Source organism: Sphingobacterium sp. UDSM-2020 (assembly GCF_016132525.1).
GTDB lineage: Bacteria > Bacteroidota > Bacteroidia > Sphingobacteriales > Sphingobacteriaceae > Sphingobacterium > Sphingobacterium anhuiense.
Genome location: NZ_CP066166.1, coordinates 1,528,465 through 1,543,652, shown reverse-complemented (window position 1 = coordinate 1,543,652; position 15,188 = coordinate 1,528,465). Strand labels below are relative to the sequence as shown.

General features: G+C 37.7%; 11 protein-coding genes, 2 tRNA genes and 1 pseudogene. 11 read left to right on the top strand and 3 right to left on the bottom strand.

The features are described 5' to 3' along the window. The first annotated feature begins 456 nt into the window (after positions 1-456). The 4 genes from JAZ75_RS06730 to JAZ75_RS06715 all read left to right on the top strand — a co-directional run bounded on the left by JAZ75_RS06730 (position 457) and on the right by JAZ75_RS06715 (position 3,825). Positions 457-837: a hypothetical protein gene (locus tag JAZ75_RS06730; protein WP_208700765.1), complete on the top strand. Its 381-nt coding sequence runs from the start codon at positions 457-459 to the stop codon at positions 835-837. Between the two features lie 256 nt (positions 838-1,093). Then, on the top strand, positions 1,094-1,837 hold the full coding sequence (locus JAZ75_RS06725) for a (Fe-S)-binding protein (protein WP_208700763.1): 744 nt from the start codon (positions 1,094-1,096) through the stop codon (positions 1,835-1,837). A gap of 12 nt (positions 1,838-1,849) precedes the next feature. Further along, on the top strand, positions 1,850-3,235 hold the full coding sequence (locus JAZ75_RS06720; protein WP_232789372.1) for a lactate utilization protein B: 1,386 nt from the start codon (positions 1,850-1,852) through the stop codon (positions 3,233-3,235). After that, positions 3,232-3,825, top strand: coding sequence for a lactate utilization protein C (locus JAZ75_RS06715; protein WP_132771771.1), 594 nt, complete (start codon positions 3,232-3,234; stop codon positions 3,823-3,825). Before JAZ75_RS06720 ends, JAZ75_RS06715 begins: the two co-directional genes overlap by 4 nt. Positions 3,826-3,957: 132 nt before the next feature. On the opposite strand, the gene JAZ75_RS06710 is transcribed toward JAZ75_RS06715, so the two are convergent. Further along, positions 3,958-7,134, bottom strand: coding sequence for a S41 family peptidase (locus tag JAZ75_RS06710; protein ID WP_208700761.1), 3,177 nt, complete (start codon positions 7,132-7,134; stop codon positions 3,958-3,960). A gap of 254 nt (positions 7,135-7,388) precedes the next feature. On the opposite strand from JAZ75_RS06710, the gene JAZ75_RS06705 reads away from it, so the two are divergent. Next, complete coding sequence (locus tag JAZ75_RS06705) at positions 7,389-8,567, top strand: MFS transporter (RefSeq protein WP_132844994.1); 1,179 nt, start codon at positions 7,389-7,391, stop codon at positions 8,565-8,567. Positions 8,568-8,658: 91 nt separating this feature from the next. Here the strand turns inward: JAZ75_RS06705 and JAZ75_RS06700 are convergent. Next, positions 8,659-8,730: transfer RNA gene (locus JAZ75_RS06700), tRNA-Arg, on the bottom strand. A 92-nt stretch (positions 8,731-8,822) separates the two neighbouring features. Next, a tRNA-Tyr gene (locus tag JAZ75_RS06695) sits at positions 8,823-8,903 on the bottom strand. A 240-nt stretch (positions 8,904-9,143) separates the two neighbouring features. Here JAZ75_RS06695 and JAZ75_RS06690 point away from each other — a divergent pair. From JAZ75_RS06690 to JAZ75_RS06665, 6 genes and pseudogenes are all read left to right on the top strand, one after another. Then, positions 9,144-9,776, top strand: coding sequence for a peroxiredoxin (locus JAZ75_RS06690; RefSeq protein ID WP_021189264.1), 633 nt, complete (start codon positions 9,144-9,146; stop codon positions 9,774-9,776). 98 nt (positions 9,777-9,874) lie between these two features. After that, complete coding sequence (locus tag JAZ75_RS06685; protein ID WP_021189265.1) at positions 9,875-10,189, top strand: thioredoxin family protein; 315 nt, start codon at positions 9,875-9,877, stop codon at positions 10,187-10,189. Further along, positions 10,170-10,424 (top strand): DUF6952 family protein, encoded by a 255-nt coding sequence (locus JAZ75_RS06680; protein ID WP_021189266.1) that lies wholly within the window; start codon positions 10,170-10,172, stop codon positions 10,422-10,424. Before JAZ75_RS06685 ends, JAZ75_RS06680 begins: the two co-directional genes overlap by 20 nt. A 289-nt stretch (positions 10,425-10,713) precedes the next feature. Continuing rightward, positions 10,714-11,247: pseudogene (locus JAZ75_RS26175) on the top strand (PIG-L family deacetylase); the annotation flags it as partial. Between the two features lie 1,933 nt (positions 11,248-13,180). After that, complete coding sequence (locus JAZ75_RS06670; protein ID WP_021189267.1) at positions 13,181-13,381, top strand: hypothetical protein; 201 nt, start codon at positions 13,181-13,183, stop codon at positions 13,379-13,381. 105 nt (positions 13,382-13,486) lie between these two features. Beyond that, entirely contained in the window at positions 13,487-15,187 is a 1,701-nt protein-coding gene (locus tag JAZ75_RS06665; protein ID WP_208700757.1) for a sodium:solute symporter, read from the top strand. Position 15,188 lies beyond the last annotated feature (1 nt).

Here is a 15,188-nt window from a genome sequence, read left to right as displayed (position 1 = left end):
ATTGGGTCACTTATTTCCCAATATGTCCAAATTTTGATAAATAAGAAGGTGAAAATTTTCACCTTCTTATACAAATATAATCCCAATTTGTCCTTCTGCCTCTAGTAAAAGCCAATTAATATTGGAATAGTATCGTCAAGTAAATCTTACGAATATGGCATATAAAGACCTTCTAATAGCTCTATCTATTTTGATCATATACCGATAATACACAGATCGTATCAATTCATTCTTAGTCTGCACAAGAAATAGTTCCATGCGATGCACTGCTAACTATGGTATGAATAACCGATGCTTTTGTCAGCTAATTTATTGATGAATCCTAATTTTCAAAAATAAGTTATAATATTTCATACTATTATAAACTTAAAAATGTATGTTTGCACGCATATAAAAAGGCGATAGTATGAGTATATCATCTATCCCCTAACAAAAGCATAAAACAACCCAAACAGCATGTCCATTACATACAACGAACGTTTCTTTCTCTTGTTTGAGGATCTAAAGAAAAAAGGCGAATTAAAAACATACGTAGAACTAGGTAAATTAATCAATGAATCGAAAGTTGGAATCAATGATTTAAAAACCGAACGAAAAAAAGTGAGTATTCAGCATATTCATGATATGAAAATATCATACAATTACATCAATACAGACTACCTGATCGGAGCAAGTAATCAGCCATATTTATCGGCTAACGAAACTTCACAATTAACCTCAGCGACAATTCCTGACAACTCTGGACAGCAAGAAACCATTCTAGCGCTCAAAGAAACGATCGAAGCAAAAAATGAAACGATCGCGGTTCTTAAAGCATTGCTCGCACAGAAAAAATAGATTCCTATTTTTTTTAGCAAACAAGTAAAAAAGATAAGAGCTTTTTTATTTTGAAAAAAAGCTCTTTTAAGTTTTTCATCGTTTCTTAAAAATATTTGTGCATTGGCAAAAAATACAGATACCTTTTTCAATTGTTACCAATAGTGTTTTATAAAAATTCAAGCAATTAAGTAATTTTATTGCTACTCCATGATAGTTAAGAACAGTAAATTCGAATTTTATTTGTAAACTTAGCCCATCAATTTAAATCAACAATATGCGTGTAGGATTATTTATTCCTTGTTATATCGATGCGATCTATCCCGAAGTAGGAATTGCAACACTAGAACTTTTGGAGCGCCTCGGAGTGGAAGTGGTAGTGCCATTAAATCAAACCTGTTGCGGCCAGCCGATGGGCAATGAAGGTGATCAAAAAAATGCGGCTTCATCAGAGCAGCTTTTCTGCAATAATTTTGAAGGTTTTGATTACATCGTTGGTCCGGCAGGAAGCTGTGTAAAACACGTACGCATGCACTTCGATGCTATCCCACAAACCGAAAAAGTAAAGCATGTACGCAAAACAACTTACGAGCTTGTTGAGTTTCTAACAGATATATTAAAGGTTAAAGAGTTCCCTTGGGCTTCTTACAAACATAAAGTGGCCATTCATAATAGTTGCAGCGCTATACGGGGTTTACATATACAATCTCGCTCTGAGTGGCAAGAACCCTACTTTAATAAAACGGAGCAGCTATTAACCATGGTAGAGGGGGTGACCATTAAACAGATTACCCGCCCAGATGAGTGCTGTGGATTTGGGGGCACATTTTGTGTTACTGATGAAGCTGTCAGTGTCAAAATGGGGCAGGATAAAGTTGCTGATTACCTGAATCACGAAGTAGATTGTATCGTCTCACCTGATATGTCTTGCTTGATGCATCAGGAAGGGATTGCTAAACGCGGAAAAGCACCTTTAAAATTTGTACACATCGCTCAAGTTTTAAATAATGGTCCTTTTTAAAAGAAAATCAAAATGAGTAAAGTTAGAGTTGACCAAAATGCGGCAGATTTCATCTACATGGATGACATCCACCAGCCTACACACGATAAAAACTTATGGAATGCCCGCATGAAACGGGATCTTGCCGCATCTGGAATTCCTGAATGGGAGCAGATGCGTGATCTTGCTTCACAAATAAAAGAGCATACACTAACCCATCTGGACCAATATGTAGAACAGTTTGTGACCGAAGCGACCAAACGTGGTATAATTGTACATTTTGCGAAAGACGATATAGAACATAATCAAACCGTATACGACATATTAAAAAGTCACAATGCCACCAAAGTAGTCAAAAGTAAATCGATGCTCCAGGAGGAATGTGAAATGGGCGCTTTTCTTGAGGCTAGAGGTATCGAAATGATCGAAACAGATCTTGGCGAAAGGATACAACAACTTTCTGGGGAAATGCCAAGCCATATTGTCATGCCCGCTATTCATAAAACGACGGCAGATGTGGCTGAACTTTTTGCAAGAACAATCGGTACGAATCCAGATGAGGATGATCCTACACAATTAACAGAAGCTATGCGAAACAATGCTCGTCCTAAATTTTTGGAAGCGCATGCAGGTTTAACGGGAGCAAATTTTGCTATCGCAGAAACAGGTGCTTTTGTAGTCTGTACAAACGAAGGTAATGCCGACCTTACAGCAAGTATACCACCGTTACACATTGCCAGTATTGGAATTGAAAAAATTCTTCCCAAAACGAGAGATCTTGCCCTATTTATCCGTTTACTGTCACGCAGTGCTCTAGGCACTCCAGCCACTCGATACACTTCTCATTTTATGGGACCTAGAGAAACAGGAACCGAAATGCATATTGTACTAACGGACAATGGAAGAAGCCGTCGTTTAGGAATGGAGGATTTCTGGAGATCCTTGAAATGTATTCGTTGTGGAGCATGTATGAATACCTGTCCGGTATACCGTAGAAGTGGGGGATTAGCATATGGAGCCACTTATTCGGGGCCGATCGGTATCATTATCGATCCGACTTTTGATGAATCAAAATTCAGTGAGCTTCCTTTCCACTCATCACTTTGCGGTTCTTGCTCTGAGGTTTGTCCAGTTCGGATTAATATTGCTGAGCAAATTGGATTATGGAGACAGCGCATGGTCAATATCAATGAATCTTCCAAAGCACTTCACTATGCGTTTGGAGCGGTAGAAAAAGTATTTGCTAATCCCAAATTATTCCGATTGGCAGAGAAGGCGGCATACTATGGTATGAAACTTACACCAAATTGGTTATTATATAACACCAAATTAAATGCTTGGGGTAAACACCGCGAATTGCCGGAAATTAAAAAAGAGACTTTCCGCGATTGGTATATTAAAAATAGATTGAAAAAATGAGTTCACTAGACGAAATATTAGCGGCTATCCGTCAAAATCTTCCTGCTCAAAAGGTTGCTTATCCTGAGTTGCCATCTTTTGAGAAACAGGGAACTAATCTGAAAGATCAATTTAAAGTAAACCTTGGGCTTGCCGGAGGAGAGAGCTATGACGTAGAAAGTATTGCAGAAGCGCAAGAAATCATGCTCAAAAACCTTCCTGATACACGGGTTAGTTGTTCTGCAGCCCCAGAATGGGAGGGTACCAAATCGCTTAATGCTATTGCACATCCTCGAGATCTAGACGACGTAGATTTAGGAATTATAAGAGCAGAATTTGGAGTGGCAGAAATGGGGATGATATGGCTTACTGAAAATTCATTGAAGGTAAACTCTCTGGGATTTCTATCACAGCATCTTGCTATATTACTTGATCCAGATGCGATTACAGAAAATATGCATACAGCATACAGCGATATTGATTTTCAAGCCTCTACTTATGGTTGTTTTGTTATGGGCCCTTCAGCTACCGCAGATATTGGAGCTTACTTGGTACGCGGCGCACAGGGAGCACGAAGTTTGACTGTTTTCTTTATAAAAGAAACGAAATAGTCATTATTTTATCCTACTCTAATCTTGATTTCTAATGTTTATCATTAAAGAATAATTGAATAAAAATCAAGGTACTGTTCAAAAATAATAAACCAGATTCATCTCTGAATCTGGTTTATTATTAAAAATTTCTTATTTCAAGTCTTTCAATATTTCTTGCACTGCGCGTTCCAGTTGCGGGTCTTTATCATTCGTACGATCTGCGATTGTGTTTTTAACCACAATATCCGGTGCTACACCTGATAACTCTAAATCTTGACCAGCTAAAGTATAACATCCCCAGGCTGGCACGCGATAACTAGATCCGTCTACTAAACCTTTTGCTGATGTAAAGATAATCCAACGATAGGTTTCATTTCCAATAATCTTACCTAATTTCAATTCCTTAAACCCTGCTGCGGTCATTTCTGCATCGCTCAGAGATTGTTCATTTATCAAAAGTACAATAGGTTTCGATGCTGGTGCAAAATTACTTTGCGGAGCCCGCTGACCGCCACGATACTGCCACTTCAAATAAGGTCTTTGTGACAGAAAACGTAACACCTCATCGTGCACATTACCTCCTGTATTGTATCGCAGGTCCAAAATAATACCATCTTTATTATTCTCTTGCTCGGCCATATCGATCAAAAAGCGTTGCAACTCCGGCCCTCCCATATTTTTCATATGTGAATATGCAATTTTGCCATTACTCCATTGATCAACTTTCCCTCGATTGCCTTTCATCCATTCGTCATAAATCAGGTCCTTAAAAGCGGTACTGGTTAAGGGCCGAATAAAAACTGAAATTTCTTTACCGCCACGTAGTATAGTCAACTGTATTTCCTCTGCAAGGGACGGCCATGTAAAATACTGATCCCGATCTTCTTTAGGATTTACTTTATTTCCATTAACAGCCATGATCTCATCGCCTTCTTTCAGATCTACTCCTTTACGGGAAGCTGGACTGTTGTCTATAATCTGTGCTATTTGATAAGGATTATCCTGATTGAATAAAACACCAATTTCATTAGTTACGTCCCCAAATGGTTTGCGCTCTTCTGCTCCCATCGAACTAAAGCCCAAATGTGAAGAGTTTAGCTCTCCTAACATATCATTTAATAATATGCGTAAATCACTACGGTCATTAATACCAGAAAGATACGGTTCATACTTCTTCTTCATCGCCGTCCAATCGATACCGTGGAAAGTACTATCGTAATAGTTTTCTTCTAGTCCAGCCCAAGTCTCATAGAACATCTGTTTGAACTCATTTTCCAGATCACGGTTAAATCTAAAATTGATTGTTACCGCATCGAGTTTATTTTGGTCAAGGTTATATTTTTGAATTACCCCTCTATTAAGGATAAAATACTTACCTCCAGATTCGATAAACTGGTTAATTCCATTGTCAACAACCTTTTCGGTTTTAACAGCTTCAAAAGGTTCATAGATCGTTCTGTATAATCCGTACTTTCCTTCGTGATTGGATGAAAAGAAAACATAGTTTTTTTCTCCTTTTAGGATAGCAATGGGATCTGATTGCGTTCCAAAAGCAGGGCTTACTTGTTCAATACGGTCACGTAACCCTTTAACATCTATTGTAACCAGCACTTTTTTGTCGGTAGAAGAACTTGTTGCTTTTTCTTCTTTCTTATCCTTCGCCTTTGTTTTATTGTCATTCTTATTGTCCGTAATGGTGTCTTTCTTTGCAGGCTGACTAAAGAGTTCATTGAATTTGCTAATGCGATAAGGTTCGTCAAAATTTTCCAATGCCATTCTAAAAATACTGGAGTTCTGCATGCCGGTAGGAAAGGACGGCTTTGTGCGGTTACTGGCAAAATAAATATATTTTCCATCTGGTGACCACGATGGGGAGGCTTCAGTGACACCAGTATTGGTCAGATTTGTTGTTTGACCTGAACCGATATGATGAACAAAAATATCTTGCTCAAAATTTCGAATAGCAGTAAAAAGAATATATTTCCCGTCTGGAGAAAAAGAGGGAGAGGAATTTTGAAATGCCCACAGTTCATCCTTAACAACAGTTTTACTATTTAAAGTTGTCAGATCTAAAAGACGTACTTCATCTCGCCCACTTAAATAAACAGCATGTGATTTATCAGCGTTGAAAGTTAACTCTCTATTATTGCGAAGATCTTGTGTCAACTGCTTTGGTTCGCCCAATCCGTCTGCGCTACGGGTGTACCAGTTCAGGTAACCTTGATGGGTCTGACTGTAAAGTAATGTTTTGTTATCCTTTAACCATTTCACCTCCATAACGCGCTGTCCCTGACTAGGCATCTGACGGATAAATTTACCTTCGCTATCGGAAACGAAGAGCTCGCCTCTCGATACAAATGCCATCTTTTTACCGTCAAGTGCTACATCAAAATAGCTGATGTTACCATTTACATTAAATTCCTTGCTCTTGCCTAATACCTGATTTCTGCTCAATGCGATAGTTGGCTGTGTAACCTTCTTTGATGCAACGTCATATAAAAACAATTGATATCCTTTTTCAAAAACAATCTTTTTCCCGTTGGCAGCTACAGCAGGTCTCTTGATAGATTCCTTAAATGAAGTCAAAGCCACGGGTTTATCACCGCTCATCTGATACAGGTTATATTCGGCATTTCCTTGATCAGATACGAAATAGATCACACCATTTTGATCAACAGTAGGCCAGAAATCTTTACCATTGTAATCGGTATATTGCTTAAATGTTTTTGTTTTAGGATTATAAGATTTTATATCCGGATTGAATGCTCCTTTATATCGCTTACGGTTAGTTGAACTATATCCTTCCCAACTATCATTAAACAATAGTTCTCCAGATGGTGTGGTTACAACTTGACTTATATAATTGAAATAATGTGGAAATAGTCGCTTTGCAGTCCCCCCTGTAGCATCAACTTGATAACTACTCATCCGATTGTAGCGGGTTGATGTAAAATATAACGTTTTACTGTCCCAGCTCCAACTGTCCACTTCATCAGCACCATCGTGATGTGTAATTTGACGGATATCACCACCAGCTAAAGGCATGATATATACATCCATATTTCCATTCTGATTTGCTGAGAATGCAAGCTGTTTGCCGTCAGGCGATATCCGTGGATTGATTTCATTGCCCTCCATACCTGTTAATCTCACTGCAACCCCACCTTCACTTTCAACTTTCCACAGATCACCTTCAAAACTAAAAACAAGGACTTTTCCATCAGGACTTAAAGTCGGATGGGATAAAAATGTGGGTTGTTGCTGCGCAAAAGCATGCATGGTTCCACCTAAGGCAAGACAAGTGCCCAATAACAATTTTCTAATCATACTTTTCAAGGAGGCTAATCGATTAAATACCTGTATGCCAAAGTTAATCAGCTACTCGTTAGAAAACAATGAAATAATCAATCGTTATTAAAAAAACCTACCCCAGCATTAAAAACAGTTTTCAATATCACGTGTTCTTTATCAATGTGCACCCATTAATTTTAATATTTTTTGCATAAATACCAAAAGATGAAACATCATCACTGTCATTATTAATTTCTTACATGTACCTTTGCTGACACATCATTACAACAATGAACGCATCCTTAACCTACTCTGAAGAAGAGCTTTACCAAAACCGTAATCGCATTCGGATTGCTGTATCCTTATTTTATTTTTGCCAGGGCCTGGCATTTGCTTCTTGGGCAAGCCGTATTCCAATTATCAAAGAACGTCTGAATCTTACAGAAGGTCAATTAGGCACAATTTTATTGATGCTTCCTGTCGGTCAACTGGTCACCATGGCGTTATCCGGGAAACTGGTTACCACTTACGGCAGTGCTAGAGTACTACGAATAGTCGCGATTATTTATGCCCTTATTTTATGTTTAATAGGTTTTGCACAAAACGCATGGGAATTAGGAGCAATCTTATTTTTCTTTGGGGTAATTGGAAACATGTGCAACATAGCTGTCAATACACAGGGGGTTGCTGCAGAAAAGATTTTCAAAAAATCAATCATGTCATCTTTTCATGGAGCCTGGAGCATCGCCGGATTTACTGGTGCCCTCATCGGGTTACTCACTATGAATATAGCTGTAGACACCATTCCTCATTTTATCATTATTTTTGTTCTCATTGTGATTAATACGACCATCAACTACCGTTACTTGATTCCTGGTGTCGCTACAGAGGCTAAAAAAACATCATTTTTTTCCAAACCAGAAAGCAGTTTAGTACAACTGGGTATCATCGGCTTTTTCAGCATGGCCACCGAGGGTGCTATGTTTGACTGGAGCGGCGTTTATTTTAAGGAAATAGTTCACGCTCCAGAACAATTTATTATTGTTGGTTATGCGTCTTTCATGGTCATGATGGCGCTGGGAAGATTTATTGGTGATGCGGTCATCAGTAGGCTCGGTAGAAAAAGAACCTTACAAATTAGCGGTATATTAATGTTTGTCGGCATGATGACCTCTGTTATATTCCCTCTTTTTTACATTAGCACATTGGCTTTTATGATGGTGGGTATCGGTGTTGCGTGCAATGTCCCGACGGTATATAGTGTTGCTGGCCAGAACAAAAAGGTTACTCCAGGGGTAGCCTTGGCGATGGTATCTAGCATTAGCTTTCTGGGCTTCTTAATGGGCCCTCCTTTAATCGGCTATATTGCAGAGCTGACAAGTTTACGATATTCTTACGGTGTATTTGCTTTCTTCGGTGTCCTCATGTTTATTATGGTAAGTAAACTGAAAGTTTTCAGGGAGGGATAACAGGTAAAAGAAAGATTATTCATTAACCATATGGCAGATGTGATAAAAAAAGAAAATGCGAGACTATTTAACAGTCTCGCATTTTTTGTTGTAGCCCCAAGCAGAATCGAACTGCTATCTAATGTTTAGGAAACATCTATTCTATCCGTTGAACTACAGGGCCGACAAAGCGTATGCAAATATTTCAAATATATTGCTTAATCCCAAACTTATTTATTAAAATGTTACTGAAAAAAGAGGAGAGAAAAAATACTGTGGGGGGAGAAGGATTCGAACCTTCGAAACCGAAGTAACGGATTTACAGTCCGTCCCATTTGACCGCTCTGGAACCCCCCCAGTATAATTTGTTGACTTCTAAAGAATTAAGATTTATTGTATCTCAATTTCCTTGTGGAACGCTACAAAGGTAGAATTTTGTCTGATAAATGCAAAATTTATTTAAAATAAACCTATCGAGAAAACTTATTGTACCCTTAATGTAAAAATAGATTTTAACGATAGCTCATTGAAAAAATCAATACTTTTTTAACCTTATTTGAGGTATCTTTGTATCAACAAAAAAAGAAAGATATTATTATGAGTTTCACAGGTAAAAGTTTTCCAAGCATCACAGTAGATGCAATCGATTATTTAGGCGATAATTTACAAATTAACGTTTTCGAAAAAGCAGTTCAAGAAGGTAAAAAAGTAGTATTGTTTTGGTACCCAAAAGATTTCACTTTTGTTTGCCCAACAGAATTACATGCTTTCCAAGAAGCTTTACCAGAATTTGAAAAACGTAATACAATCGTTATCGGTGCATCTTGTGATACAAACGAAGTTCACTTCGCTTGGTTAAATACAGCAAAAGATAACGGTGGTATCGAAGGCGTAACTTACCCAATTTTAGCAGATACTACACGTAACCTATCTTCTGTATTAGGTATTTTAGACATTAAAGAAGTAGAGCACCCTGAGTACGGTACTTTAGTTGAAGGTTCTGCAGTTTCTTACAGAGCTACTTATTTGATCGATGAAACAGGTCGCGTATTCCACGAATCTGTAAACGATATGCCATTAGGTCGTAACGTAAAAGAATATTTACGTTTAATCGATGCTTATGCTCACGTTCAGAATTTTGGTGAAGTATGTCCTGCTAACTGGGAAGAAGGAAAAGAAGCAATGCACGCAACTCGTGACGGTGTAGCTAGCTATTTAGCTGGTAACTAAAAACAATACTGAAAAGACTACATTGGTCTTTTTACAAAGGGGGTAATCCCTTACCCCCTTTGTTTATTCATCTTTCTCAATAAATAAACAAAAAAATCATGGTACAGGAATTAGAAAACGATAATTTACAAGAAATTGTAAACAGTAATGATATTGTAATGGTTCAATACGCAGCTACTTGGTGTGGTAACTGCAAAATTATGAAACCGAAATTCAAAAAATTGGCGACTGAAAATGAAAATGTAACTTTCGTAATCGCTGATGCAGAAAAATTTCCGGAATCTAGAAAACTCGCAAATGTCAATAACTTGCCTACTTTTGCGGCTTTCAAGAATGGAAAATTGGTAAATCAAGTACAAACAAATAAATTTGACGCCTTAATCGACTTATTCAATGAAGCTTCCAGTAATTAAACATATCACCGAGTTTATCGAACAGAACGATGTTGACTATGTATTAGAGACCATCGAGACATTAGAATCCTTGGTAGAAGCTCCTTTAAAAGATGAAGAGCTTGATGTAATCGGTGAATTGATTTCAAATCTTTATGGCGCTGTTGAGGTTGATAAACTAATTAAAGAAGGAAATAGTAAAAAGGACGCTATGAACATGTTTATGAAACGTGTTTTAGGTTCAATTGATAAATAAATCTTTTAGCCTTTAGCAATAGCAATTACTGCAACAAGAACTTCATTTTTAATATGAATGTGTATAATCCGCTTTTTGTGGAAAACTTGTTCTCATTTAATGCTAAAGTCCAATAAAGATTGTACTATCTTTAGCGGTAATAAAGGTTACCACTTAAAGAATTTGCTATCCTGATGAACAAACTATAAAAGGGTAGATTTTAAGATAATATTTTAATTGTTAGAAACGGAAATTCTCCCTACAGAATTTCCGTTTTTTATTTAACCACAATATTAATTACCTTTAATCTATGTTAAAATCAATCCTATTTACCAACATATTCATTTGTTTAACCTTTCTGCCACAGGCTCAAGCTCAAAAGGCAACAAATAGCTGGAACAGTGCTGACATAAAATCAAAATTAGAAAAATTAAATGTTCTAGGGTCTGTTCTATATTTTGCAGCCCATCCGGATGACGAGAACACTAAATTAATAGCATGGTTAGCTCAGGAAAAACATTATAAAACGGGATATCTGTCCCTAACAAGGGGAGACGGGGGACAAAACTTAATCGGTACGGAACAGGGAATAGAACTTGGTCTGATTAGGACACAGGAACTTTTAGCAGCAAGAAGAATCGATCAGGGAGAGCAGCTCTTTACTTCTGCTTTTGATTTTGGATTTTCTAAAACTTCAGAAGAGACCTTTAATTTTTGGGATAAAGAACAAGTACTTCGAGAAGCGGTGTGGATCATTCGAAAATTCCGACCTGATGTCATTATAACCCGATTTCCACCTGATGCGAGAGGGGGACATGGTCATCACCAAGCTTCTGCAATATTAGCAAAAGATGCATTTGTTGCCGCTGCAGACCCAACACGGTTTCCAGAACAGTTGAAACAGGTCAAACCATGGAAAGCAACTCGTTTGCTATGGAATACGTACAATTTTGGCAATCAAAATACGATTAGTGATGATCAAATACAGATTGAAATAGGCCAATACAATCCCTTGATAGGCAAATCCTATGGAGAAGTTGCTGCCGAAAGTAGGTCATCTCATAAAAGTCAGGGATTTGGAAGTGCTGCTCAGGTTGGAAAGTCTACAGAATATTTTGAATACATAGCAGGAGAAGCAACGAATAAAGATCTTTTCGAAAATATTGATGATACCTGGTCAAGAATCCCTCATACCGCTGCTATCAGTACGAAAATAAAACAGATTAATGCTTCCTTTCAGCTCGACCACCCGGAAAAATCAATTCCTGACCTATTCGAAGCTCTGACACTGGTCAAGGCGATAGCGGATAACTACTGGAAAGAAATAAAAACAAATGAAATCAATGATTTAATCCTTGCCTGTGCTGGAGTAAGAATAGAAAGCATCGCAGCAAAGCCGCATTATGCTATTGAAGACACGATAAAGGTTACAAATCAACTGATTGTAAGAGCTGATGTTCCTGCGATACAGGTTGCTAAGATCAATGGAAAAAATATCAATCAAAATCTCGAAAATAATACCCTAACAAGTTTTACTAGTTCTTACCCTGCGCGGTTTAGTACACAACCGTACTGGTTGGATGCTCCAAATCTTATAGGTCGATTCCAATTCGCAGACTTTAATAAAACTGGAGCCCCTGAAAATCCAGACTATCCAGCTGTTGACTATGAACTGGTCATCAATGGAAAGGCGCTTAACTATAAAAAACCCATCCAATATAAATTTACAGATGCTGTTAGGGGAGAAATCTACAATCCTATCGTGATTTCACCAGCCATAACCGGATCTGCGGACCAGACGATCGTACTAAGTCAAAATAACACCCCACAAAAGGTAAGGGTAACATTTGTAAATGAAGGCAGTACAAAAAATAGAACAGAAAATGTTTCTCCTGTTGTCAACAAAAATTGGATCGTAACTCCAAATCTGGTTAAGCTCGAATATTCAGAAAACCAGCAACAAATAAGTCAGGAATTTACCGTTCAGGCACAGACCAGAGATACACGCCTAGATACACTTTCCTTCCGTTATGGCTCAAATGAAAAAGTCAAAATAAACCGCGATATACATTATGACCATATACCAGCCATCACGTGGTTTCCTGATCTTACAATAAAAGTCAGCAATCTGCAACTTCAAGTTCCTATCAAAAAAGTTGGATATCTGGTTGGAGCGGGAGATTTAATTCCTGAGTCTTTAAGAGCAATTGGTATTTCTGTAGATCTTCTAAATGAAACACAGGCTCTGCATCAAAATCTCGCACAATATGATGCCGTCATAGTAGGAATAAGGGCTTTTAACGTCTTAAAATCGATGAATCAGATTAGTGCTAAACTAAATGAATATGTTAAAAATGGCGGTTCAGTTTTGGAACAGTATAATGTAAACAACAAGTTGCTCTCTAATCAATTTGGTCCATATCCATTCCGTTTAGGCAACAGCAGGGTGACGGAAGAACTTGCTGTAGTAAAATTTGATGAACAAAATCCAATTTTTAACTATCCAAATAAAATCATCAAATCTGATTTCGACAACTGGGTACAAGAACGGGGTCTGTATTTTGCGGAAGATATCGACAGTCGTTATCAGACACCTATACAGATGCAGGATAAAAATGAACCCCTTCACAATGGATCGCTATTGATTACTAACTATGGAAGTGGTAGATTTGTCTATACATCATTGTCATTTTTCAGACAATTGCCTGCAGGAGTTCCTGGAGCTTACAGATTATTTGTAAATTTGTTATCAAAATCAAAATAAAACATACAATTCAATGGAAAATCAAGTTGAAAACAACGCATGCGCACCTAATCCAAAAGGATTAATCGTATTAATCGGTGTGATATTTGGAGCTTTAATTTCATTCACTGCAAACGAGACTTTTTTAAGTATCATAGGTGGAGCTGTTGTTGGTTTAATTATCGCAGCTTTCTTCAATAGCTTCCTTTACGCTCAAACACCGCATGACAGATAGGGGAAATAATCCCTTAACACAAAAATGGAAGCGCTTTTATATTTTAGTAGCGTGTAGCCTGCTTGTGGTCATACTATTCCTTTATCTATTCACGAGCTATTTTTCATGAGTACGATTGATTGGATAGTTCTTATTCTGACTCTTTTGATTATTGTGCTGTATGGCATGTACAAAAGTAGAGGAATTAAAAATATTGATGGGTATTTACTTGGTAATCAATCCTTACCTTGGTACCATGTCGGACTTTCGGTGATGGCCACTCAGGCGAGTGCCATCACCTTTCTTTCTGCGCCAGGCCTGGCTTACAGTTCAGGAATGAGCTTCGTCCAGTTCTATTTTGGTCTTCCTTTGGCCATGATTGTACTCTGTATCACCTTTGTACCAATCTTTCATAAACTTCGCGTTTTTACAGCTTACGAATTTCTAGAGAAACGGTTTGATATTCGGACCCGTGGATTAACGGCTTTCTTGTTTTTGATCCAGCGCGGTATATCAACAGGCATCAGTATTTTTGCTCCGGCACTTATTATAGCCAGCATTTTACATATTAACCTTCCTCTCACCACGCTTTTAATCGGTAGTATCGTGGTGATCTATACGACATATGGTGGTACTAAAGCAGTTTCACACACGCAAATGCTCCAGATGAGCATCATATTTGGAGTGTTGCTTGTCGCCGGAATACTTGTTGTCAAACTCTTACCTACAGACATTGGTTTATATAAAGCGCTTCATATTGCTGGTAAATCTGGAAAAACAAATGCGATCGACTTTACATTTGACCTGAATAACCAGTATACTGTTTGGACAGGTATTATTGGTGGTTTCTTCCTACAGCTATCCTATTTTGGTACGGATCAAAGTCAGGTAGGCCGTTATCTAACGGGTTCATCTATAAAAGAAAGTAGACTTGGTCTACTTATGAATGGCTTGCTCAAAATACCTATGCAATTTTGTATTCTGCTCATAGGCGTTCTTGTTTTTGTTTATTATCAATATCACACACCGCCAATCTTTTTCAACCAGGTTGAAGTAGATAAGCTAAAACAAAGTGAATATAACAGCACTTATACGGCTCTGGAAAAGCAACAGGCTTTTATTAGTAATGAAAAGAAGGAAACAATTAATCGCTTAACTAAAGCCATTGATGATGAGGATCAGTCTACAATAGACGAAGCAAGGCTTACACTCAAGAATTCAAATGAAAAACTAAACGGTATCCGTACAGAAGTTGTCGCATTAATAAAGAAGAATAATCCCGCTGCCGAAACAAATGACAATAACTACATCTTTCTATCTTTTGTAAATAATACTTTCCCTAAGGGCTTAATAGGTCTACTTATCGCTGTTATCTTTCTTGCATCTATGGGATCTACAGCAAGTGCGATCAATTCTTTGGCTTCTACAAGCACCGTTGATATTTACAAGCGATTTATAAACCAAAATTCTAGCGATAAACAGGATCTATTCTGGTCACGTATATTCACGCTTTTCTGGGGTGTATTTTCTATCGCTGTCGCCTTATATGCAAGTAGACTGGGCAATCTCCTAGAGGCGGTTAATATTCTAGGTTCATTATTTTATGGTACTATTTTGGGCATTTTTATTGTCGCCTTCTATATGAAGAGGATAGGAGGGAAAGCCGTGTTTTATGCTGCAATAATAACTGAAGTGATTATTTTTACGATCTGGAAAATGGATGTCATAGCCTTTTTATGGCTCAATGTCATTGGCTGTATCTCGGTCATGTTCATCGCTTACTTATTAGAAAACTTGATACCAAAAAAAAGCCATTCAATCGAATAGC

Coding starts and splice junctions, on each gene's coding strand:
- JAZ75_RS06720 (WP_232789372.1), top strand. CDS start 1,850: ATGAGTAAAGTTAGAGTTGACCAAAATGCGGCAGATTTCATCTACATG.
- JAZ75_RS06680 (WP_021189266.1), top strand. CDS start 10,170: ATGAAGCTTCCAGTAATTAAACATATCACCGAGTTTATCGAACAGAAC.
- JAZ75_RS06710 (WP_208700761.1), bottom strand. CDS start 7,134: ATGATTAGAAAATTGTTATTGGGCACTTGTCTTGCCTTAGGTGGAACC.
- JAZ75_RS06725 (WP_208700763.1), top strand. CDS start 1,094: ATGCGTGTAGGATTATTTATTCCTTGTTATATCGATGCGATCTATCCC.
- JAZ75_RS06730 (WP_208700765.1), top strand. CDS start 457: ATGTCCATTACATACAACGAACGTTTCTTTCTCTTGTTTGAGGATCTA.
- JAZ75_RS06715 (WP_132771771.1), top strand. CDS start 3,232: ATGAGTTCACTAGACGAAATATTAGCGGCTATCCGTCAAAATCTTCCT.
- JAZ75_RS06705 (WP_132844994.1), top strand. CDS start 7,389: ATGAACGCATCCTTAACCTACTCTGAAGAAGAGCTTTACCAAAACCGT.
- JAZ75_RS06690 (WP_021189264.1), top strand. CDS start 9,144: ATGAGTTTCACAGGTAAAAGTTTTCCAAGCATCACAGTAGATGCAATC.
- JAZ75_RS06685 (WP_021189265.1), top strand. CDS start 9,875: ATGGTACAGGAATTAGAAAACGATAATTTACAAGAAATTGTAAACAGT.
- JAZ75_RS06665 (WP_208700757.1), top strand. CDS start 13,487: ATGAGTACGATTGATTGGATAGTTCTTATTCTGACTCTTTTGATTATT.
- JAZ75_RS06670 (WP_021189267.1), top strand. CDS start 13,181: ATGGAAAATCAAGTTGAAAACAACGCATGCGCACCTAATCCAAAAGGA.